This window comes from Antarctobacter sediminis (assembly GCF_019218285.1).
GTDB lineage: Bacteria > Pseudomonadota > Alphaproteobacteria > Rhodobacterales > Rhodobacteraceae > Antarctobacter > Antarctobacter sediminis.
The window spans coordinates 149,383-168,098 of record NZ_JAHUZG010000005.1 but is presented as its reverse complement, the minus strand read 5'-3'; the positions used below and the strand labels follow the sequence as shown (position 1 = coordinate 168,098).

Sequence of the window (18,716 nt, the reverse complement as noted above, 5' to 3'; positions counted from 1 at the left end):
GTGCCGTGTCGGGTGCGCAGTCCTTGCGCACCCTAGGGCGGGATGTGTCGGGCCGGGCCGACGCGCGCCTCACCCCTGCAAGCTTGCCCACATCTCCTTGTCGCGTTCCGCCGTCCAGACGCGGGGCGTGTCGATGCCGCGGGCCTCGTCATAGGCGCGGGCGACGTTGAAGGGCAGGCAGTGTTCGTAGATCGCGTAGTCCTTGAACTTGGGGTCGCATTCGGCGCGCACCGCGTCCCAGGCCTCTTTCAGCGAGCCGCCACGGCCCACGACCTTTTCCACCGGCTTGTAGGTTGAGCGGACAAAATCGGCGGTGGCGGCAATCGCCTTGGCGACCATCTCTTCGCCCACCAGTGCGTCGCCCCGGCCCGGCGCGATCGACTTTGGTTCGAAGGCCGCGATATTGGCCAAAGTGTCTTCCCAGTCGCCGAAATGCCCGTCGCCGCAATAGCAGGCCGAGTGGTATTCGACGATGTCGCCGGTGAACATGACCTCTTGATCGGGCACCCAGATCACCGCGTCACCGGCGGTATGGGCCCGGCCCAGATGCATGATGTCAACGCGGCGGTTGCCGAGGTAGACGGTCATCGAGTCGCTGAACGTGGTGGTGGGCCAGGTCAGGCCGGGGATTTCCTCATGCCCCTGAAACAGGCGCGGGAAGCGGTCGAACTCGCTGTCCCAGTCTTCCTGCCCGCGTTCGGCCACCATGGACCGCGCCACATCGGACATGATGATCTCACGCGCGCCATAGGCCGAGGCGCCCAGCACGCGGACCGCGTGGTAATGGGTCAGAACAAGGTGGCTGATCGGCTTGTCGGTGACGGACCGAACGTGTTCGATCACCTTGCGGGCAAGGCGCGGCGTGGCTTGCGCCTCGACGATCATCACGCTGTCGTCGCCGATGATGACGCCGGTGTTGGGATCGCCCTCGGCGGTAAAGGCATAGAGCCCGTCGCCCACCTGCGTGAACGAGGTCTTCTTTTCTTCCATGTCTCCGGCGGATGCAAAGGCCTTGGTCATTGGGCACCTTTCAAGTCTATGGACGCAAACGCGTCTTTGTGATTCCATCGCGGGTCATGAGCAACGTGCTGAAACCCGCCCTGATTTTTGCCGTGAGCGCCATCGTTCTGGCGATCATCCTTGTCCTGATGGGGCGCGACTGGATCTGCCCCTGTGGCCGCGTCGATTTCTGGGCCGGTCCCGGTGCGCCCGCCATCGAAGGCAGTCAGCACCTGCTGGACCTTTATTCGCCCAGCCACCTGATCCACGGCATCGCCTTTTACGGCGCGCTTGTTCTGTTGGCGCGGCGGCTGGACCTGAACCTGCGGCTTGCCATTGCGCTGATCGTCGAGGCCGGTTGGGAGATCCTCGAAAACACGCCCATGGTCATCAACCATTATCGCGCGGTGACGATCAGCGTGGATTACAACGGCGACAGCGTCATAAACTCGGTCTTCGACCTTGTTGCGATGGTGGTCGGCTTTTACCTTGCGCGCTGGATTCCGGTCTGGGCCAGCCTGGCCATCGTGATCGGGCTGGAGGTGCTGACCGCCTTCCTGATCCGCGATGGCCTGGTGCTGAACGTCCTGATGCTCTTTTGGCCGGTCGAGTCCGTCCTTCAGTGGCAGCAGGGCGTCTGACATCAGCCACGACCCCCGAAAGGATCGTCAAGCGCCGGCAGCACCTTGCCGGTACATTCGCCAAAGCCCACACGATACCCGTCGCCCAGCGCCGCGCCGCGCAGGGTCAGCGTATCGCCGTCCTCAAGGAAGCTCCGCGTTTCACCGGTGTCCAGCGTCACCGGTTCCTTGCCGCCCCATGCCAGTTCCAGAAGCGCGCCGCGCTGGTCCTTTTCCGGGCCAGAGATCGTGCCGGAGCCCAGCAGGTCGCCCACCGACATCGGGCAACCCGACGTGGTGTGATGCGCCAGTTGCTGCGCCGATGAATAATACATCTCGGCATAGTTGGTGCGGGCGATCACGGTTTCCGCCTTGCCCTCGGGGGCCAGACCGACCTCCAGCGCGATGTCATACAGCATCGGCCCGGGTTCCTTGAGATAGTCCAGCAGCGGGCGTTCACGTTCGGGCGTCGAGGTGCGGAACGGCTCCAGCGCGGCCTTGGGCACGATCCACGGGCTGATCGAGGTCGCCGTCGCCTTGGCCTGGAACGGCCCAAGCGGCTGGTATTCCCATGCCTGAATATCGCGCGCCGACCAGTCGTTCAGCAGCACGTAACCAAAGATCATCTCGTCTGCTTCGCCAACCGTCACCGGGCCTTCGGAATCCTGACCGACGATGGCCCCCATCTCCAGTTCCAGATCGAAACGCGCGCAGGGGGCAAAGCGCGGCAAGTCGTCGTTGGGGCCTTTCAACTGGCCCCAGGGGCGGCGCACGTCGGTCCCGGACACGACCACGGAAGACGCGCGTCCGTTATAGCCGATAGGGATCGACAGCCAGTTTGGCGGCAACGCGTTTTCCGGTCCGCGGAACATGGTGCCGACATTGGTGGCATGGTTCTTGGAGGCATAGAAATCGGTGTATTCGCTGACCGCGAAGGGCATCAGCATCTGAACGTCTGCCTGCGCGACCAGATAGCGGGCCAGTCCGTCGGCGTCCGGGGCTCCCTCGGCCAGCATACCGGTTGCCGTGTCTCGGAAGGCGTCCCATGCTTCGGGGCCAAGGGCCATGAATTCGGTCCAGTCGCCAAAGAAAAAGATCTCTTCCTCGTCGCCCATCTGGATCAGCCCGTCGGCCTCCAGCGCGGTCACGTCAAGGATCATGTCGCCGATGGCCACGCCGCAATGCGGCTCGCCGTCCTCTGCGCGGAAGGCGCCGTAGGGCAGGTTGTTCAGGGGGAAATCCGTGTCGGGAGAGTTCGCTGACTCCACCCAGGAGCGTTTCAGGGGCATGTGGTGTCCTGTTCTGTCTGGTTGGTCGGCGCGGGGCGTCGCGTTCCCGTTTGCGCCGACCTTGCGTGTCGTCTTTTGCGGGGGCATTGGCCCCGGCACAGGGGGCGGTGCCCCCTTACCCTTACTTCTTGCCCGGAGTGCCGTCGAATTTCTTTTCGAGCGTGTCCCAGCAGTCGATGTAATCGTCCTGAAGCGGCGCCTCATCGGCGGCGAACCCGGTCAGGTGCTGCGGGAAACGGGTTTCGAACATGAAGGACATGGTGTTGTCCAGCTTCTCCGGCCCGAGGTTGGAATTCGACGCGCCCTCAAAGGCGTTCCGGTCCGGCCCGTGGGGGATCATCATGTTGTGCAGGCTCATCCCGCCGGGGACAAAGCCTTGCGGCTTGGCATCATACTGGCCGTAGATGTTGCCCATCAGTTCGGACATGATGTTCTTGTGATACCACGGCGGGCGGAAAGTGTTTTCGGCCACCATCCAGCGTTCGCGGAACAGGACAAAGTCGATGTTCGCGGTGCCGGGCACCCCCGAAGGCGCCGTCAGCACGGTAAAGATCGACGGGTCCGGGTGGTCGAAAAGGATCGCGCCGACCGGGCAATAGGTCCGCAGGTCATATTTGTAAGGTGCGTAGTTGCCATGCCATGCGACCACGTCCAGAGGGCTTTGCGCAATCTGGGTTTCGTGGAACTGCCCGCACCATTTGATTGTCAGCGTCGAGGGCACCTCGCGGTCTTCGAAGGCGGCCACCGGCGCCTTGAAATCGCGCGGGTTGGCCATGCAGTTCGCGCCGATGGGACCGCGGCCCGGCAGCTCGAATTTCTGACCGTAGTTTTCACAGACGAACCCACGGCAAGGGCCTTCGAGCACTTCGACACGATAGACAAGGCCACGCGGGATGATGGCGATTTCCTTGGGCTCAAGGTCGATGATGCCCAGTTCGGTGCAGAAACGCAGGCGGCCTTCTTGTGGGACGACCAGCAATTCGCTGTCGGCAGAGAAGAAATAGGCATCCTTCATCGACTCGGTGACAAGGTAGATATGGCTGGCCATGCCGACCTGCGTGTTCACATCGCCGGCGGTGGTCATTGTGCGCATGCCGGTCAGCCATGTCAGGCCTTCATCCGTGTGCGGCACCGGATCCCAGCGATATTGGCCAAGGCTGATAACGTCCGGGTTCACATGCGGCGCGGATTTCCAGTAGGGCAGGTCGATCTTGGTATAGCGCGCGGAATGCTTGACCGAAGGGCGGATGCGATAGGTCCAGGTGCGTTCCGGCGGGTTGGCAGTAAAGGCGGTGCCAGAGAGTTGCTCGCCGTAAAGCCCATAGTTGCATTTCTGCGGGCTGTTCATGCCCTGCGGCAGCGCGTCGGGCAGCGCCTCGGTTTCGAAATCATTGGCCCAACCGGGCATATAGCCTTCGTGCGGACCGGTGGTGCCGGTGGCGCGGATCATACCTTGCGGCAGTTCGTGGCGGGTCATGTCGTTCCTCCCTGTGGCGGTGAGAGCCGGATTCGATCTTGCGCCCTATATTCGTTGCAACTGCAATGAAGTCAAGTTAATCGTTGCGAGTGATACAAATCTGGCAGAGGCTTGCCTGTGCCGGACATGTCCGAAGGGGAGGGGACCTGATGATCCGTCTGTTCGACTACTGGCGTTCGACCGCCAGCTACAGGGTGCGCATTGCGCTGGGGCTTGCGGGGTTGGAATGGGACAGCGTGCCGGTCAATCTTGTGGACGGTGTCCAGCGGTCAACCGAGCATCTGGACCGCAATCCGCAAGGCTTGGTGCCGGTTCTGGAAATTGACGGTTTGCGGCTGACGCAATCGCTGGCCATCGTTGAATATCTTGATGAAACGAGGGAACTGGGTCTGTTGCCCGTTGATGCCGGAGAGCGGGCAAAAGTTCGGGCGCTGGCGCAGGCAATCGCGATGGAAATCCATCCGGTCTGCAATCTCCGCGTGGCGCGCCACGCGGTGACGGAGTCGGACGGCGCAATCACGATGGAGGGCTGGATGCGGGCCTTTATCGGGCCGGGCTTGCAGGCGGTCGAACAGATGCTGGAGGGCGGCGACCGTTGCTATGGGGCGGGCGTGACGCTGGCCGATATCTGCCTGTTGCCGCAGCTTTATAACGCGCACCGTTGGGGCGTGGATCTGTCACCGCTGCCAAAGATCCGGCGGGTCGAGGCGGCATTGGCCGAGATTCCGGCTTTTGCCGCTGCCCATCCCGACCGCACCCCGAAGTAGCGCGGCCGGGCCTCTTGTCTTGGGGCCAGAGGTCAACCTGCCTCGGTCAGACCGGCATCCAGCGCGGACAGAATCCTGTTCACGTGGTCTTGGGTCAGGACCAGCGGCGGCGAGAGGATGATATTCGGCCCCGAAACGCGCAGCATCGCGCCGTGTTCGTAGGCCACGCGATGCACGGTGCCGGTGGTCTTTTTGTCGATGGGGGCCTTGGTCGCGCGGTCCGAGACCAGCTCCAGCGCCGACATCAGCCCGTGTCCGCCGCGCACATCGCCGATCAGCGCGTGTTTCTCCTTCAGCGCCAAGAGGCCCTGCCACATCTGCGTGCCGCGGGCGGCGGCATTGTCCTTGACCCGCAGTCGCTCGGTTTCCTTCAGGCAGGCGATGGCGGCGGCCGCGCCGACCGGGTGGCCGGAATAGGTGTAGCCGGACCCGATGGCGGCCTTGCCCGAGGTGTCGCTTTCAAAGACCTCGGCCACGCCGCCGGAGATCATCACCGCGCCAAAGGGGAAATAACCGTTTGTAATGGCCTTGGCGGTGCACATCAGGTCGGGCTGCACGCCCCAGTGGCGCGAGCCGGACCAGCTTCCGGTACGGCCAAAGGCGGTGATGACCTCATCCGCGATCAGCAGGATGCCATGCCGGGAACAGATCTCGCGCACGCCGGGCATAAAGCTTTCGTGCGGTGGGATCACCCCGCCCGCCCCAAGGATCGGCTCCATGATGAAGGCGGCGATGGTGCCTGCCCCCTGAAAGGCGATCTCATCCTCAAGGGCGGCAAGGCAGAGCTGCGCCAGCTTTTCCGGGTCGGTTTCATTGAAAGGGTTGCGATAGGGGTAGGGGGCCGGGATGTGGAAACAGCCCGACATCAACGGTTCGTACTGGGTACGGAAATTGGCATTGCCGTTCACGCTGGCGCCCAGCGTATGGGTGCCGTGATAGCCCTTTTTCAACGAGAGGTATTTCACCCGCCCGGCCTCGCCCCGGATCTTGTGGTACTGGCGGGCCAGCCGCAGGGCGACCTCGACACTGTCCGATCCGCCCGAAGTGTAAAAGGCACGGGTCAGCCCGTCGGGGGCAAAGAACTCGGCCAGCATTTCCGAGAGTTCGATGACATTGTCATTCGTGGTGCCCCGGAAAATCGAATAGTAGGGCAGCCGATCCAGTTGCTCGGCAATTGCCGCCTTCACCGGCGCGCAGGAATAGCCAAGGTTGACGTTCCACAGCCCGCCCACGGCATCGACCATGCGGTGCCCGTTCACATCCGTGATCTCGACCCCGTCACCGCCGACGATGATGTCAGGCGGATTGGCAAGGCTGTCTGCCGGATGCGCCATCGGGTGCCAAAGGTGGCGGGCGTTGTTTTCGATCAGGAAGTTCGAATCCTTCATGTCAGACCTCATTGGGCTGGGGGTGTCGGGACGGGGGTGTCGGTCCAGAGCGCGGCGCCCTGACGCGGCAACATGCCCCCGGTCGAAATCGTGGCCTTATGGATCGCGCTACGCAGCGCGCCGCGGATCTGGTCCATCTTGTCGCGCTGTGCGCGGACGGCTGGCACCGCAACGGAAATGGCACCGGCGGGCAGCCCGTCAGCACCGAAAAGCGGCCCGCCGACCGAGCAGACCTCGCTGTCAAAGGCCTGATCCAGACTGCACAATCCGCACCGGCGCACGTCTTCCAGAATCGACCGCAAAAAGGCCGGGTCGGTCAGGGTTTGGTCGGTATAGGCCTTCAGCGGTCTGGACAGAACCTGATCCGCAAGTTCGGGTGGTGAAAAGGCCAGCACCGCAAGCCCCGAGGAAGTGGCATGCAGCGGCAGCATCTCACCCTCGTCGAAATGGACCTGGGTGCCGTGGATCATCGGGTCGGCGTGATAGACCGGCGACAGCATATCCCCTTGCAACAGCGAAGTGTGACACAGTTCGCCCACCTCCTGTGCCAGCCCGTCGACAATGGGGCGCAGGATGCGCCGGATCGGATGCGTTGCCTCGCGCACCGCCGTCAAGCGCAGGATCGCCGGTCCCAGCCGATAGGCGCGGGTCTGCGGATGTTGTTCCACGAATCCATTTGCCTCCAGTTCGACGAGGTGGCGATGCACTGTCGCTTTGTCGCGCTGCGACAGGCGCGCAAATTCGACCAGCCCGATTTCCCGCTTGGTGCGGGAAAAATAGTTAAGAAGTTCAAGGGCTTTGGTGATCGTTCCCATGACTGTCCAAGGGCCTTTCAGCAGAGTTTCGCGGCGGCTGCGAAAGAAATGTTGACAGAGTTTCATTGCAAGGGCAACAATAAATGCACCAATGGTTTAAATAATGAACCAACCAACAGGAGCGTGGTATGAAGACTTTTCTCAAGGCCGGAACGGCCCTGCTGGCGCTTGCCCTGCCACTGGCGGCGCAGGCCGAATATCCCGAAAAGCCGGTCGAATTCGTGGTGCCATGGCCCCCGGGAGACCTTGAAGACGTCCTGACCCGGATGATCGCCGAGCAGTTCCAGCAGACCTATGGCGTGCCCGCGGCGGTGGTGAACAAGCCCGGCGGCGGCGGTGGTCCGTTCCCAGGTGCGGTCGAGGTCGCGCAGGCGCCGGCCGATGGCTATACCGTCGGGTCTTTCGTGATCGGCGTACCGCTGGTCGGGCCGGAAACCGGCATCCCCGCCCTGAACCCCAACCCGTTCGAGCCGGTGGGCATCTTCCTGACCTATCCCTTTGTCATCGCGGCCTCGGGGGATGCGCCGTTCAAGACCATGGAAGAGTTGAAGGACCACGCGCAGGACAACGACGTGGCGCTGGGTCATTTCGGATCGTTCCTGATCCCGACGCAGGTGACCTTTGCGCTGGCCGCCGAGATGGGCTTTGACTATGCCGCCGAAGCGGCCTTTGACGCGCTGGATTGCAACACGCTGGCCTCGGGCGACGTGGATGTGATCAACACCACGCTGCAGCTCATCAAGCCATGCCTCGACGATCTGACGGTGCTGGCCTCGATCGGGGCCGAGCGGACGGCCCTGACGCCGGACGCGCGCACCGTGGGTGAAATTGCACCGTCGCTGGACATCTCATTGTGGAACGGTCTGTTCGTGCACAAGGACACACCCGCCGATGTGCGCGAAAAGATCGCCGCCGTGGCGGCCGAGGTCGTCATGTCCGACGCAGCGCAGAAGCTGGCGGCCGAGACCGGCGCGCTGATCTACTGGCAGGACGCCGCCGCCTCTGCCGCGCAGATCGAGAAGGATGCGGTGACGCTGGGCACCGTGGCCGAGCTGATCGGCGACTGATCCTTGCGGGCGTCCCATGATGGGGCGCCCCTTTACTTTGGAGGGGCAGCATGGGTCGGTTCCAGACCTTTCAGGACTTGTTCAAACGCTACAGGCGGCCCGGAGATCTGGTCTTTGCCAGCCTGTTCTGCCTGTTCGCGGTCTTTCTGCTGGCGATGCTGCCTTACGAGACACAGTGGGTGAAGCGGACCAAGCTGTTCGCGCAACCGGCTTTCTGGCCGGCGGTCTCGGTCGGCGCGATGGCGCTGTTCGGTGTGCTGCACCTGTTGGGCGCGCTGGTGTCCGAAAGGATCCCGGGGCGCGGCGCCGAGGTGCTGGCCTGGCTGAAGTCGGTGGAATACGCGCTGTGGTTCATGGCCTATGTCGCGCTTGTACCGGTGATTGGCTACCTTGCCGCCTCGATCCTTTTTGCCTGCGTGCTGGCCTTTCGGCTGGGCTATCGGTCGGCCCGCTGGCAGGGCGCGGCGGTATTGTTCGCGGTGGCGGTCGTGGTGGTCTTTAAAGGGCTGCTACAGGTCAAGATCCCGGCGGGCATGGTCTATGAGCTGCTGCCCTCGGGGGCCTTCCGAACCTTCATGATGACCTACCTCTGAAAGGGGCCAAGCATGGACGCCTTGTTGTCCGGACTGGAAATGCTGGCGCGGTTCGACGTGGCGCTGGCCTTGTTGATCGGCTCCATCGGGGGGGTGATCATCGGGGCAATCCCCGGTGTCGGACCGCCGGTTGCCATTGCGATCCTCTTGCCCGCGACCTTTGCGCTGGACCCGCTGGTGGGGCTGGTCATGCTGCTGGGCATCTATGGGTCTTCGATGTTTGGCGGCGCGCTGCCCGCGATCCTGATCAATACACCCGGCACGGCGGTCAATGCGCTGACCACCTATGACGGGCACCCGATGACCCAAAGAGGCGAGGCGCTGCGGGCGCTGGGACTGGCCTATGGCGCGTCTTTCGTATCGGGCATCCTGTCGATCCTTGCGCTGATCCTGTTTGCGCCGCTGTTGGCCAAGATTGCGCCCATGTTCGGCTCGCGCGAGATTTTCCTCGCGGCGCTTCTGGGCATCGTTCTCGTGATCCTTGCCCACCGGGGGCAGACCTTTGCCGCCGGGATGCTGGCCGCCCTTGGCATCTTTCTGGGCACTGTCGGGCTGGAGCCGGTAAAATACACCCAGCGCTACACTTTCGGGCAGGACTGGCTGGTCGGCGGTTTTGACCTGATCGTCGTGGTGCTGGGGCTGTTTGCCCTGTCGCAGGCGTTTCAACTGCTCAGCGGAGAGGACAGCGCGCCGGACGCGCAGCCGATCAAAGGGTCGATGTTCCGCGCCATTGGCGAGGTCTTTCGCTTCAAGAGGCTGGCGGCGGTCGGTTCGGGCTTTGGCGTGCTGATGGGTATGATCCCCGGCGTGGGCGAGTTCACGGCGCAATTCCTCAGCTATACCTACGCGCAGAAGACGTCGAAGGCCCCGGAGGCCTTTGGCAAGGGATCCCCCGAGGGGCTGGTGGCCTCTGAGGCGGCCAACAACGCCGTGCCCGCCGCCGCGATGATCCCGCTGCTGGCGCTGGGCATCCCGGGTGAGGCGCTGACGGCCATGATGCTGTCGGTGTTCTATGTGCACAACGTGACGCCCGGGCCGGGGTTGTTCCAGAACCAGCTGGATTTCGTCTATGCGCTGTATATTGCGATGATCCTGCTGAACGTGATCGTCGTCGTCTTTATGTGCTTCTCATCGAACCTGCTGCTTCGGATTATCCGCATCCCGACACGGTTCCTTGGCCTGTCGATCCTGATCCTCAGCTTTGTGGGCGTCTACAGTCTGCGCAATTCGATGACCGATTGCGCGATTGCCGCGGGCTTTGGCCTGTTCGGGCTGATCCTGAAGCGGCAGAACCTGCCGGTGGTGCCGATCATCCTTGGCATGGTTCTGGGCGGCATCATGGAGGTCAAGCTGCGCAGCGCCATGGCGCGGGTCAAGACGCCGCTGGATTTCGTCGATCGGCCCATCGCCGCCTTCATCGCCTGCGCGATCCTTGCCCTGGTGGTCCTGCACATCTGGGGGGTGATCCGGGAGCGCCGGGCGGGGCTGAAGGAATTCGAACACGATCACGACATGCACGACACGCAAGGGAACTGAGATGCTGGACCTGTCCCGGATTGAAGAGCTGCGCCACGCCGATGTGCCTCCCGCCCGCCACCTGATCGACGGGGCCTTTGTGCCGGCCTCGGACGGGGGTGAGATGGAGGTGATCTCGCCACTTGACGGACGACGGCTGACCATGATGGCGCGGGGCACACAGGCCGATGCCGAAGCTGCCGTGGCGGCGGCGCGGCGGTCCTTTGACGACGGGCGCTGGACCGGGCTGGCCCCGGCGGCGCGCAAGGCGGTCATGTTGAAATGGGCTGCGCTGATCGAGCAAAACGCGCTGGAGCTTGCGGTGCTGGGTGTGCGCGACAATGGCACCGAAATCGGCATGGCGCTGAAGGCAGAGCCCATGTCGGCAGCGCAGACCATCCGCTATTACGCCGAGGCGATCGACAAGCTGTACGGCGAAATCGCCCCGACGGCGCCCGGTGCGCTGGGCCTTGTCCACCGCGAACCCGTGGGCGTGGTGGGCGCCATCGTGCCGTGGAACTTTCCGCTGATGATCGGCGCATGGAAGCTGGGCCCGGCCTTGGCGGCGGGCTGTTCCGTGGTTCTGAAACCGGCGGAAACCGCGTCGCTTTCCCTGTTGCGCATTGCCGAACTGGCGATGGAGGCAGGTCTGCCCGCAGGCGTTCTGAACGTGGTGACGGGCGAAGGTGCGGTGGTCGGCGCGGCCATCGCCGAGTCGATGGATGTGGATGTGCTGGTCTTTACCGGCTCTGGTCCCACCGGGCGGCGCCTGTTGGAGGCCTCGGCCCGGTCGAACCTGAAACGGGTCTACCTGGAGCTTGGCGGGAAATCCCCCAACATCGTCTTTGCAGATGCGCCGGATCTGGGTGAGGCGGTCAAGGTGTCTGCCAACGGCATCTTTCGCAATGCCGGGCAGGTCTGTGTCGCGGGGTCGCGCCTGTTGGTCGAAAGATCCATCCACGATGATTTTGTCGCCCGTTTGGCCGAGTTCACCGCAGGCATGAAGGTCGGCGATCCGCTGGACCCGGCGACGGCGGCGGGCGCGGTCAACAGCCTGCGGCAGTTGAAACAGAACCTTGGCTTTGTCGAAGAGGCCCGCGCCGCGGGGCGCAAGATCGTCACCGGCGGGGCGCGGATGCTGGAAGAGACCGGCGGCTATTTCATGCAGCCGACCATCGTCACCGGGGTCGAGCCGACCGACCGCTTGGCACGCGAAGAGGTCTTTGGCCCGGTGCTGGCGGTGATCCCCTTCGACACCGAGGAAGAGGCCGTGGCCATCGCCAATGGCACCGATTACGGGCTGGCGGCGGCGGTCTGGACCTCGAACCTTGGCCGGGCGCATCGCATGATCCGGCAGGTCCGGGCGGGCGTGGTACATGTGAACACCTATGGCGGATCGGACATGACCGTGCCGCTGGGCGGTGTGAAACAATCCGGCAACGGGCATGACAAGTCCCTGCATGCCTTCGACAAGTACCTCGACCTCAAGACCGCGTGGATCAAGCTATGAGCGACCGGACCATCCTGATCGTCGGCACCTATGACACAAAGGACGACGAACTGACCTATCTGGCCGAGGTGATCCGGGGGCAGGGTGGTGGCGTGTTGACGATGGATGTCAGCGTGCTGGGCGATCCTTCGACGCCTTGCGATGTTTCGAAACATGAGGTGGCCGAGGCAGGTGGCAGCAGCATCCGCGCTGCCATCGAGGGTGGGGACGAAAACTGCGCCATGCAGATCATGGCCAAGGGGGCCGCTTTGCTGGCGGCGCGGTTGCAGGCCGAGGGCTGCATCGACGGGGTGATCGTGCTGGGCGGAACCATGGGCACCGACCTTGCGCTGGACGTTTGTTCGGCGCTGCCGCTGGGGGTGCCGAAATACATCGTCTCGACGGTGTCCTTCTCGCCGCTGATCCCGCCCGAGCGGTTGGCGGCCGATGTTCAGATGATCCTGTGGGCGGGTGGCCTTTACGGGTTGAACTCGGTCTGCAAGGCGTCTCTCAGTCAGGCGGCGGGGGCCGTGCTGGGCGCGGCGCGAGCGGTGGAACGGTCCGACCGGACGCGCCCGCTGATCGGCATGACCAGCTTTGGCAAAACAGTTCTGCGCTACATGGTGGTGCTGAAACCGGCGTTGGAGGAACGCGGCTTCGAGGTGGCGGTGTTTCACGCCACGGGCATGGGCGGGCGCGCCTTCGAAAGCCTTGCCGCCGAAGGGGCTTTTGCCGCTGTGATGGATTTCGCGCCGCAGGAGGTGGGCAATCACCTGATGGGGTCGACCATCAGCGCGGGGGCTGACCGGATGACCAACGCGGGCCAGAGCGGCACGCCTCAGATCCTGTCGATCGGTTGTTACGATCTGGTCGATTTTGTCGGCTGGCAGGGGGTGCCGCCCAAGCTGGACGGCCAGGATGTGCATGCCCATAACCGGTTGCTGTCCTCGGTCATGATGACCGGCGATCAGCGCCGCGAAATGGCACGCGAGCTTTGCGCCAAACTGGCCCGGGCCAAGGCACCGACGGTGTTCCTGTTGCCGCTGAAGGGGGGGAACGAATGGGACCGGCCGGGCGGTCCGCTTTGCGATCCCGAGGCACAGGCCGCCTTTGTTGCCGAGATGCGGGCCTGCTGCCCGGAGAACGTGACGCTGGTGGAACTGGACGCCCATATCAACGACCCGGAATTCGCCGAGGCCGCGCTGGAGGTGTTCGACCGCTGGCAAGGGAAGGGGTTGCTGCGCACAACCTGAAGCGGTGGGTCGACCGGCGCGGGGCTTTGCTCTAGGCTCATGATCAGAGCGATTGTTTCAATACTTTGAGAGGGGGTCGACCATGGCGCAGGTCCGATGCCGTCTGGTCTTGGGGCTTGTCATGGCCGTGGGGCTGACCCCGCTGGCCCGGGCGCAGGGCCTGCCGCTATTCGAGGCAGGGGCTTTTGACCGGATGGAAATGGCGGCAAGCGAAGCTGCCGCCGCAATTGCATTGGACCGGATCAAGGCCACCGGATCCCGCAGTATCCTGAGATATACCGCGCCGACCGCGATCCGCCGGGCAGGTCGCGCCGTGGGGCAGATCCGGGTCGAACTGCAAACACCGAATGGCCCGGTCGTTGTCGCCTGCACGGGCAGCCTGATCGGCCAAGGTCTGGTTCTGACGGCCTATCGCTGTCTGCCCGGTGTGCTGGCCGATCCGAACCTTTCGGCCAAGGGCGCGACGGCGGTGCTGCGTGCGGTCTTTGTCACGGATTTCGACGCGCTGGTGGATGGTAACCTTGGGCAACGCCACGCCCTGTCGATCGTGCCGGTCGCGGCGGATAGGGAGTTGGGCTATGCGGTCCTGAGCGTAAAGATGGATACGGACCTGACGGTGGCACCGCTGGTTCGGGCCGAAACCGCGCCGCCCAAGGGGGCGCCGCTGACCCTTGTGGGGCATCCGCTGGGCGCGGCCAAGCAGGTGCTGCGACGCGGCTGCACGCTCCGCGAAGCGGTGACGCAGGACGGGCAGATTCTGCACGGTTGCGCCACTTTGCCGGGCATGGCCGGTGCCCCCATCCTCGACGACAAGGGGCACCTGATCGGCCTGCACCTGAAGCACCAGCCAAAGGGGCGCGGCGTGGTGTTTCCCGCGCAGTGGGACGCGGCACCAGCGCCACAGACCGTAGAACTGGCCGAAAGCGGCGTTGTACCTGAATTGGCCCCGGCCAAGGAAGGGGAGGCGGACATGCCGCCGGATCCGGACGCAGAAGCGCCAACAGTGGCCTTTCCCGTTGGCGTCCATGGCGACGGCCCTGCGGTTTACGGGGTTGCCTTGCCTTATCTGCCGCCGGGCACCGGTGTGGAGCTGGTTACGGGGCCATTGGGCGATCTTTCCGGGCCGGATGCCAAGACGGCGGTTTCCGGGGCCGGTCTGGCCGCCAGCCTGACACGGCTGGAGGCGCGGTTTACGGTCCTTTCTCTCTGGCGGTCAGCGGATGGTACCTTGCTGGCCCGAAAATTCCTGCCCCTCGGGATCGAGGCCTTGGCCCTGTCGACCGACGGGGCGACACTGGCGCTGGCCCGGCACGACGGTCAGGCGCGATGGGTCGAGGTTTTGGAGGTGCCCGCACTGGAGCAGGTCAACCGGATCGACCTGCCCACAGGCCCGGTTTCCGCGCTGACCTATACCGTGGATGGCGCCGGCCTTGTGTTGGCAAGTGGCGATCCTGTTCGCCTTTCTCAGCTTGAGTTTGAAACCGGCAAGTTTGTGCAGGGGGGCGACGGTCTGGATGGCGTGTTGTCCTCGGTTGGTGCGCCTGACGGGGGCTTGGATCATGCGGTCCCCGCGCCCGAGGGCGTGCCGGTGCCGGGGCATGTGACGGGTGACGCGCCGGGGCTGGCGCGGTTCGATCCGCAAAGTGGCGACCGGATAGGCTTTTTGCCCCGGCAACCGGATGAGGCGAGGGCTTTGGCCTTTAGCCCGGACAGCACGCGGCTGGCGATCAGCGGTGCCGGGGTGCCTCTTCAAGTCTGGGCCTGGCAAGAGGGGTTTGTCACATTTACCCGCGCCGACGGGGCGGTCCCGCAGGTTCTGGCGTGGTCGCCATCGGGCTCCGGGCTTGCGTCGCAGGCAATGGCCGGTGCCCTACTGGTTGATGATTTCGAAAATCTGCCGCGCAGCTTGTCCGGGGCGGCGGATCCGCGCGCGCTGAGCTACAGCGATGATGGCCGTTTCCTTGTCCGGACCGATGCTGCTGGAAAGGTGTCCATTCTGGAAGCGGCGACCGGGCAGGTGGTCCGCGCCTTGCCGGGAGATTTCGCCGCCTTTTCCCGCGATGCCAAGCTTTTGGCGGTCGCGCGCAATGGCGCAGAGGCAGCGGTCACGCTGTCAGAAATGGAAAGCGGCGCGGGGGTGGTCCAGCTACAGTTGCCATTTTCGACCATTGGTCCAATAGCCTTTCGCGGACCAGAGGCAGAGGTGGTCGGGGTGGCCTACACCAAAGGGGCCAGCGCTGCCTGGGTGTTGGCCGTCTGGAACGCTGAGGATGGGACGTTGCTCCGCCGGTTTGGCGGTATCGAGACCGCCCCCAGCGCCATGGCGATCAGCCACGACGGACGCTTTGCCGCCGTGGCGCAGCATGGTTCGCCGGATGTCCTGCTATGGGATCTGTCGGTGGGGCGGTTTCTGTGGCGGTTGCCCACCGGCGGGGCAGAGGTGCGCGCCCTTGCCTTTGCACCGGACGGGCTGCGGATTGCGGCGGGCCTTGCGCCCGGCGGTGCCGTGCTGTGGGACATGATCAACGGGCAAGTCAAGGCGCGCTTGGCAAACTGGCCGGACGGGACGGTGGCGCAGGTCGATGCGACACTGTTCCTTTCCGACCCTGCTTTGCTGGAGCGCGTGGTCGTTCGTCTTCCCGATGGCAGCTTTCTTCCCGCGGCGCAGGTTCTGCGTGACGGGTTGCCTGATTTCGCGCCTGCGGATTTGCCGCTGGATGAACAGGTCAAGACCCTGCTGGCGCGTCTGCGGGCGGGGGACGAGGACGCGCGGCTCTTGCTGGTCGACGGCCGCGCCATGGCCTTTGACCTTGAATTCCGAAAGGAAATGCAGCGTCAGTTGAAAGCGCAGGAGTTCTATTCCGGTGCGATCGACGGTGACATCGGGCGCGGCAGCCGCAAGGCGTTGGAACTGTTTGCGGCAGCCGAAGAAAGCTGAGCGTCGTCAGGTGCTGGGCATCGGATCGGTTGAACGCTTGCGCAGAAACTGGGCCATCGCAAGGGGTGGTATTTCCTTGTGCGCGGCGTTGCGCACAGCGTCGACGCTGCGCGCAACGCCGGCATCCTGTTGCCATTCGGCAAAGGCCCCGGTGTCGTGCAACAAGGCCATCACTTCGTCGTATAAGTCGTCCATCCGTGCCCCCCGTGGCTCGCCCGTGCCAGCTATGGGCTTACCGTGTAAACACCGGGTTAAGACCGGATGAAAGGCGCGGGTGCTGCCGGTTCGGCAAACCCGTGGAACCCCGCCGTCGGCAGGGCAGAGGCGCGCATGTCCTGTGCAAGCGCACGCAGGGATTTCGCTGTTTCGTAAAAGCCTTGCGCCTCGCATTGCGTGGCGGATTCTACAGCGCGTTCGATCAGTTCCTCTGGGTACATTTTTTGCTTCCTTACCGCTCGATTTTTTCCATCAAAATGACACTTTCCTCTTAACGAGCCGTTAATTGGCGGGGAGCCCGGGGTGGCTGGGCGAAAATATTCTCAAGACATATCATTGCGCTGGGCCGACCCCCAGTCCGGGATTCCGGAACGTGCCTCAGCCGGAGGCCTTGCGGGCCAGATGCAGAAACAACGCCGTTTCCTCGGCGCTCAACCCCGGCAAAATTTCGGCCTGCAAGGCCCGGATGACAGGCATGGCGCGGTCAAGAACCTGCTGACCTTGTCTGGTCAGCGCCACCACGCGGGCGCGCCTGTCACGCGGGCTGACTGACCGTGTCACCCAGCCCTTTTGCTCCAGCCGTTCGATCACGCCCCCGATGGTGGCGCGGTCATAGGCGATCCGCGCGGCGATCCCTGCCTGGTCCTGCCCGGGCGCGGCACGCAGTTCCCGCATTGCGGCGAACTGGACCGGGGTGAGATCCAGCCCGGTTTCGCGGATCCGGGTATGAAACACGCTGGTCGCGGACTGATGCAGCCTGCGGATCAGATGGCCTGCCAGGTTTTCGAGGTCAGACGCATCTGCATTGTCCGCGTGTTGTGCGAGCGTGATTTCGTTGGGATGTGCCAAAAGTCGGGCCTGCTGAAATTTTTCGTTTTGGTAAGTGTACGCATCTTTTTCTTGACGGGCAATCATGTGTGTGCAAATCATATGTCTACATATTAAATGACTGCCCGTCAGGCAGCAGGGGAGAGGGGCGCGACCCGGGCTGTGTAATAACAGTTGTCCGGCTGGCAGGCCCAAAGGGGGCGGTGCGACCGGACAGGCGACCGCGGCGGAGGAGAGAGGAACCAAGCCATGAGCGATTTGCCCATCATCATCGCAGGCGGCGGAATCGGCGGTCTTGCGGCGGCCTGCGGGCTGGCGCGCAAGGGGCAACGCAGCATCGTTGTCGAACAGGCGGCGCAACTGGGGGAAATCGGGGCCGGTATCCAGATCGGCCCGAATGCCTTTCACTGTTTTGATTATCTTGGCGTGGGCGACGAGGCGCGGTCCAAGGCCGTCTACATCGACAAGCTGCGCCTGATGGATGCGCAAACCGCCGAGGACATTACCTCGATCCCGCTGGATGAGCCGTTTCGCAAGTTCTACGGCAATCCCTACGCGGTGGTGCATCGTGCCGACCTGCATGGCGTCCTGCTGAAATATTGTGAGGACAGCCCTCTGATCGACCTGCGTACCGATCACAAGGTGCTGGGCTATGAACAGGACGGCACAAGCGTTTCGCTGCTGCTGGACGGGCGCGACCCGATTAAGGGGCGTTTCCTGATCGGGGCCGAGGGGTTGCGGTCGCCGATCCGGGCGCAGATGATCGGCGATGGCGAGCCGCGGATTTCCGGGCACACGACCTATCGTTCGGTCATCCCCACGGACCAGATGCCCGAGGATCTGCGTTGGAACGCGGCGACGCTTTGGGCCGGGCCCAAATGCCATATCGTGCACTACCCGCTGAAAGGCGGATCGGTATTCAACCTCGTCGTCACCTATCACCGCGACGTGCAGGAGGCGATTGCCGGAAAGCCTGTCAGCAAGGAAGAAGTGGCGCAGGGGTTCGAACATATCCACCCCAAGGCACGGCAGGTCATCGAACATGGCGACAACTGGAAACTTTGGGTGCTTTGTGACCGCGACCCGATTTCCAACTGGGTCGACGGGCGCGTAGCGCTTTTGGGGGATGCGGCGCATCCGATGCTGCAATACTTTGCGCAGGGCGCCTGCATGGCGATGGAAGACGCCGTGGCGCTGTCACATTGCGTCGAACAGGCAGGCGCAGACGTCGAGACGATGCTTCAGCGCTATCAGGACATGCGCCGCGTCCGCACGGCCCGCGTGCAAATGAACTCTCGCCTGATCGGAGAGTACATCTACCACCCCGACGACGCAAAGGCCGCCGTGCGCAATAGCGTGATGCGGTCGATGAGCGCCGAGGATTGGTACAATCAGCTGAACTGGCTCTACGGCTCGAACGGGCTCGAAAGCTGAACCGCCGCGCGGTTTTAGAGTATTTTTA

17 protein-coding genes are annotated in these 18,716 nt (G+C 63.8%); 9 read left to right on the top strand and 8 right to left on the bottom strand.

From position 1 onward, the window contains the following. Window positions 1-69 precede the first annotated feature (69 nt). Window positions 70-1,020, bottom strand: a complete 951-nt coding sequence (locus tag KJP30_RS21310) for an MBL fold metallo-hydrolase (protein WP_218451389.1) — start codon at window positions 1,018-1,020, stop codon at window positions 70-72. Window positions 1,021-1,076: 56 nt separating this feature from the next. Here KJP30_RS21310 and KJP30_RS21305 point away from each other — a divergent pair, with 56 nt between their 5' ends. Beyond that, entirely contained in the window at window positions 1,077-1,640 is a 564-nt protein-coding gene (locus KJP30_RS21305; protein WP_218451388.1) for a DUF2585 family protein, read from the top strand. 2 nt (window positions 1,641-1,642) lie between these two features. Here KJP30_RS21305 and fahA read toward each other — a convergent pair whose 3' ends face one another. Beyond that, window positions 1,643-2,908: a fumarylacetoacetase gene (fahA, locus tag KJP30_RS21300; RefSeq protein ID WP_218451387.1), complete on the bottom strand. Its 1,266-nt coding sequence runs from the start codon at window positions 2,906-2,908 to the stop codon at window positions 1,643-1,645. Window positions 2,909-3,029: 121 nt separating this feature from the next. Beyond that, window positions 3,030-4,385, bottom strand: a complete 1,356-nt coding sequence (gene hmgA / locus KJP30_RS21295; RefSeq protein ID WP_218451386.1) for a homogentisate 1,2-dioxygenase — start codon at window positions 4,383-4,385, stop codon at window positions 3,030-3,032. A 149-nt stretch (window positions 4,386-4,534) separates the two neighbouring features. Between hmgA and maiA the strand changes: the two genes are divergently transcribed. Beyond that, window positions 4,535-5,152, top strand: a complete 618-nt coding sequence (gene maiA, locus KJP30_RS21290) for a maleylacetoacetate isomerase (protein ID WP_218451385.1) — start codon at window positions 4,535-4,537, stop codon at window positions 5,150-5,152. A gap of 32 nt (window positions 5,153-5,184) precedes the next feature. Here the strand turns inward: maiA and KJP30_RS21285 are convergent, their stop codons facing one another. Continuing rightward, complete coding sequence (locus KJP30_RS21285) at window positions 5,185-6,540, bottom strand: aspartate aminotransferase family protein (protein ID WP_218451384.1); 1,356 nt, start codon at window positions 6,538-6,540, stop codon at window positions 5,185-5,187. A gap of 8 nt (window positions 6,541-6,548) precedes the next feature. After that, on the bottom strand, window positions 6,549-7,421 hold the full coding sequence (locus KJP30_RS21280) for an IclR family transcriptional regulator (protein ID WP_246594678.1): 873 nt from the start codon (window positions 7,419-7,421) through the stop codon (window positions 6,549-6,551). Window positions 7,422-7,483: 62 nt separating this feature from the next. On the opposite strand from KJP30_RS21280, the gene KJP30_RS21275 reads away from it, so the two are divergent. The 6 genes from KJP30_RS21275 to KJP30_RS21250 all read left to right on the top strand — a co-directional run bounded on the left by KJP30_RS21275 (window position 7,484) and on the right by KJP30_RS21250 (window position 16,210). After that, a complete protein-coding gene (locus KJP30_RS21275) occupies window positions 7,484-8,422 on the top strand; it encodes a tripartite tricarboxylate transporter substrate-binding protein (protein WP_218451383.1) in 939 nt (312 codons plus the stop codon). 50 nt (window positions 8,423-8,472) lie between these two features. Next, window positions 8,473-9,015 carry a tripartite tricarboxylate transporter TctB family protein gene (locus KJP30_RS21270; RefSeq protein WP_218451382.1) on the top strand — a complete coding sequence of 181 codons (543 nt, stop codon included), beginning with the start codon at window positions 8,473-8,475 and terminating at the stop codon, window positions 9,013-9,015. 12 nt (window positions 9,016-9,027) lie between these two features. Beyond that, complete coding sequence (locus tag KJP30_RS21265; RefSeq protein ID WP_218451381.1) at window positions 9,028-10,551, top strand: tripartite tricarboxylate transporter permease; 1,524 nt, start codon at window positions 9,028-9,030, stop codon at window positions 10,549-10,551. Between the two features lies 1 nt (window position 10,552). Further along, window positions 10,553-12,040 carry an aldehyde dehydrogenase gene (locus KJP30_RS21260; protein ID WP_218451380.1) on the top strand — a complete coding sequence of 496 codons (1,488 nt, stop codon included), beginning with the start codon at window positions 10,553-10,555 and terminating at the stop codon, window positions 12,038-12,040. Next, window positions 12,037-13,272: a Tm-1-like ATP-binding domain-containing protein gene (locus tag KJP30_RS21255; RefSeq protein WP_218451379.1), complete on the top strand. Its 1,236-nt coding sequence runs from the start codon at window positions 12,037-12,039 to the stop codon at window positions 13,270-13,272. Before KJP30_RS21260 ends, KJP30_RS21255 begins: the two co-directional genes overlap by 4 nt. 82 nt (window positions 13,273-13,354) lie before the next feature. After that, window positions 13,355-16,210, top strand: a complete 2,856-nt coding sequence (locus KJP30_RS21250) for a trypsin-like peptidase domain-containing protein (RefSeq protein ID WP_218451378.1) — start codon at window positions 13,355-13,357, stop codon at window positions 16,208-16,210. A 6-nt stretch (window positions 16,211-16,216) separates the two neighbouring features. Here the strand turns inward: KJP30_RS21250 and KJP30_RS21245 are convergent, their stop codons facing one another. The 3 genes from KJP30_RS21245 to KJP30_RS21235 form a co-directional block, all read right to left on the bottom strand. After that, the gene (locus KJP30_RS21245) at window positions 16,217-16,405 is read right to left on the bottom strand and encodes a hypothetical protein (RefSeq protein ID WP_218451377.1); all 189 of its coding nucleotides are present in this window, start codon (window positions 16,403-16,405) and stop codon (window positions 16,217-16,219) included. A 56-nt stretch (window positions 16,406-16,461) separates the two neighbouring features. Then, the gene (locus KJP30_RS21240; protein WP_218451376.1) at window positions 16,462-16,647 is read right to left on the bottom strand and encodes a hypothetical protein; all 186 of its coding nucleotides are present in this window, start codon (window positions 16,645-16,647) and stop codon (window positions 16,462-16,464) included. A 157-nt stretch (window positions 16,648-16,804) separates the two neighbouring features. After that, window positions 16,805-17,275, bottom strand: a complete 471-nt coding sequence (locus KJP30_RS21235; RefSeq protein ID WP_246594676.1) for a MarR family winged helix-turn-helix transcriptional regulator — start codon at window positions 17,273-17,275, stop codon at window positions 16,805-16,807. 228 nt (window positions 17,276-17,503) lie between these two features. Between KJP30_RS21235 and KJP30_RS21230 the strand changes: the two genes are divergently transcribed. Continuing rightward, on the top strand, window positions 17,504-18,688 hold the full coding sequence (locus KJP30_RS21230) for a 3-hydroxybenzoate 6-monooxygenase (protein WP_218451374.1): 1,185 nt from the start codon (window positions 17,504-17,506) through the stop codon (window positions 18,686-18,688). The last annotated feature ends 28 nt before the right edge of the window (window positions 18,689-18,716 follow it).

Coding starts and splice junctions, on each gene's coding strand:
- KJP30_RS21310 (WP_218451389.1), bottom strand. CDS start 1,020: ATGACCAAGGCCTTTGCATCCGCCGGAGACATGGAAGAAAAGAAGACC.
- KJP30_RS21305 (WP_218451388.1), top strand. CDS start 1,077: ATGAGCAACGTGCTGAAACCCGCCCTGATTTTTGCCGTGAGCGCCATC.
- fahA (WP_218451387.1), bottom strand. CDS start 2,908: ATGCCCCTGAAACGCTCCTGGGTGGAGTCAGCGAACTCTCCCGACACG.
- hmgA (WP_218451386.1), bottom strand. CDS start 4,385: ATGACCCGCCACGAACTGCCGCAAGGTATGATCCGCGCCACCGGCACC.
- maiA (WP_218451385.1), top strand. CDS start 4,535: ATGATCCGTCTGTTCGACTACTGGCGTTCGACCGCCAGCTACAGGGTG.
- KJP30_RS21285 (WP_218451384.1), bottom strand. CDS start 6,540: ATGAAGGATTCGAACTTCCTGATCGAAAACAACGCCCGCCACCTTTGG.
- KJP30_RS21280 (WP_246594678.1), bottom strand. CDS start 7,421: ATGAAACTCTGTCAACATTTCTTTCGCAGCCGCCGCGAAACTCTGCTG.
- KJP30_RS21275 (WP_218451383.1), top strand. CDS start 7,484: ATGAAGACTTTTCTCAAGGCCGGAACGGCCCTGCTGGCGCTTGCCCTG.
- KJP30_RS21270 (WP_218451382.1), top strand. CDS start 8,473: ATGGGTCGGTTCCAGACCTTTCAGGACTTGTTCAAACGCTACAGGCGG.
- KJP30_RS21265 (WP_218451381.1), top strand. CDS start 9,028: ATGGACGCCTTGTTGTCCGGACTGGAAATGCTGGCGCGGTTCGACGTG.
- KJP30_RS21260 (WP_218451380.1), top strand. CDS start 10,553: ATGCTGGACCTGTCCCGGATTGAAGAGCTGCGCCACGCCGATGTGCCT.
- KJP30_RS21255 (WP_218451379.1), top strand. CDS start 12,037: ATGAGCGACCGGACCATCCTGATCGTCGGCACCTATGACACAAAGGAC.
- KJP30_RS21250 (WP_218451378.1), top strand. CDS start 13,355: ATGGCGCAGGTCCGATGCCGTCTGGTCTTGGGGCTTGTCATGGCCGTG.
- KJP30_RS21245 (WP_218451377.1), bottom strand. CDS start 16,405: ATGGACGACTTATACGACGAAGTGATGGCCTTGTTGCACGACACCGGG.
- KJP30_RS21240 (WP_218451376.1), bottom strand. CDS start 16,647: ATGTACCCAGAGGAACTGATCGAACGCGCTGTAGAATCCGCCACGCAA.
- KJP30_RS21230 (WP_218451374.1), top strand. CDS start 17,504: ATGAGCGATTTGCCCATCATCATCGCAGGCGGCGGAATCGGCGGTCTT.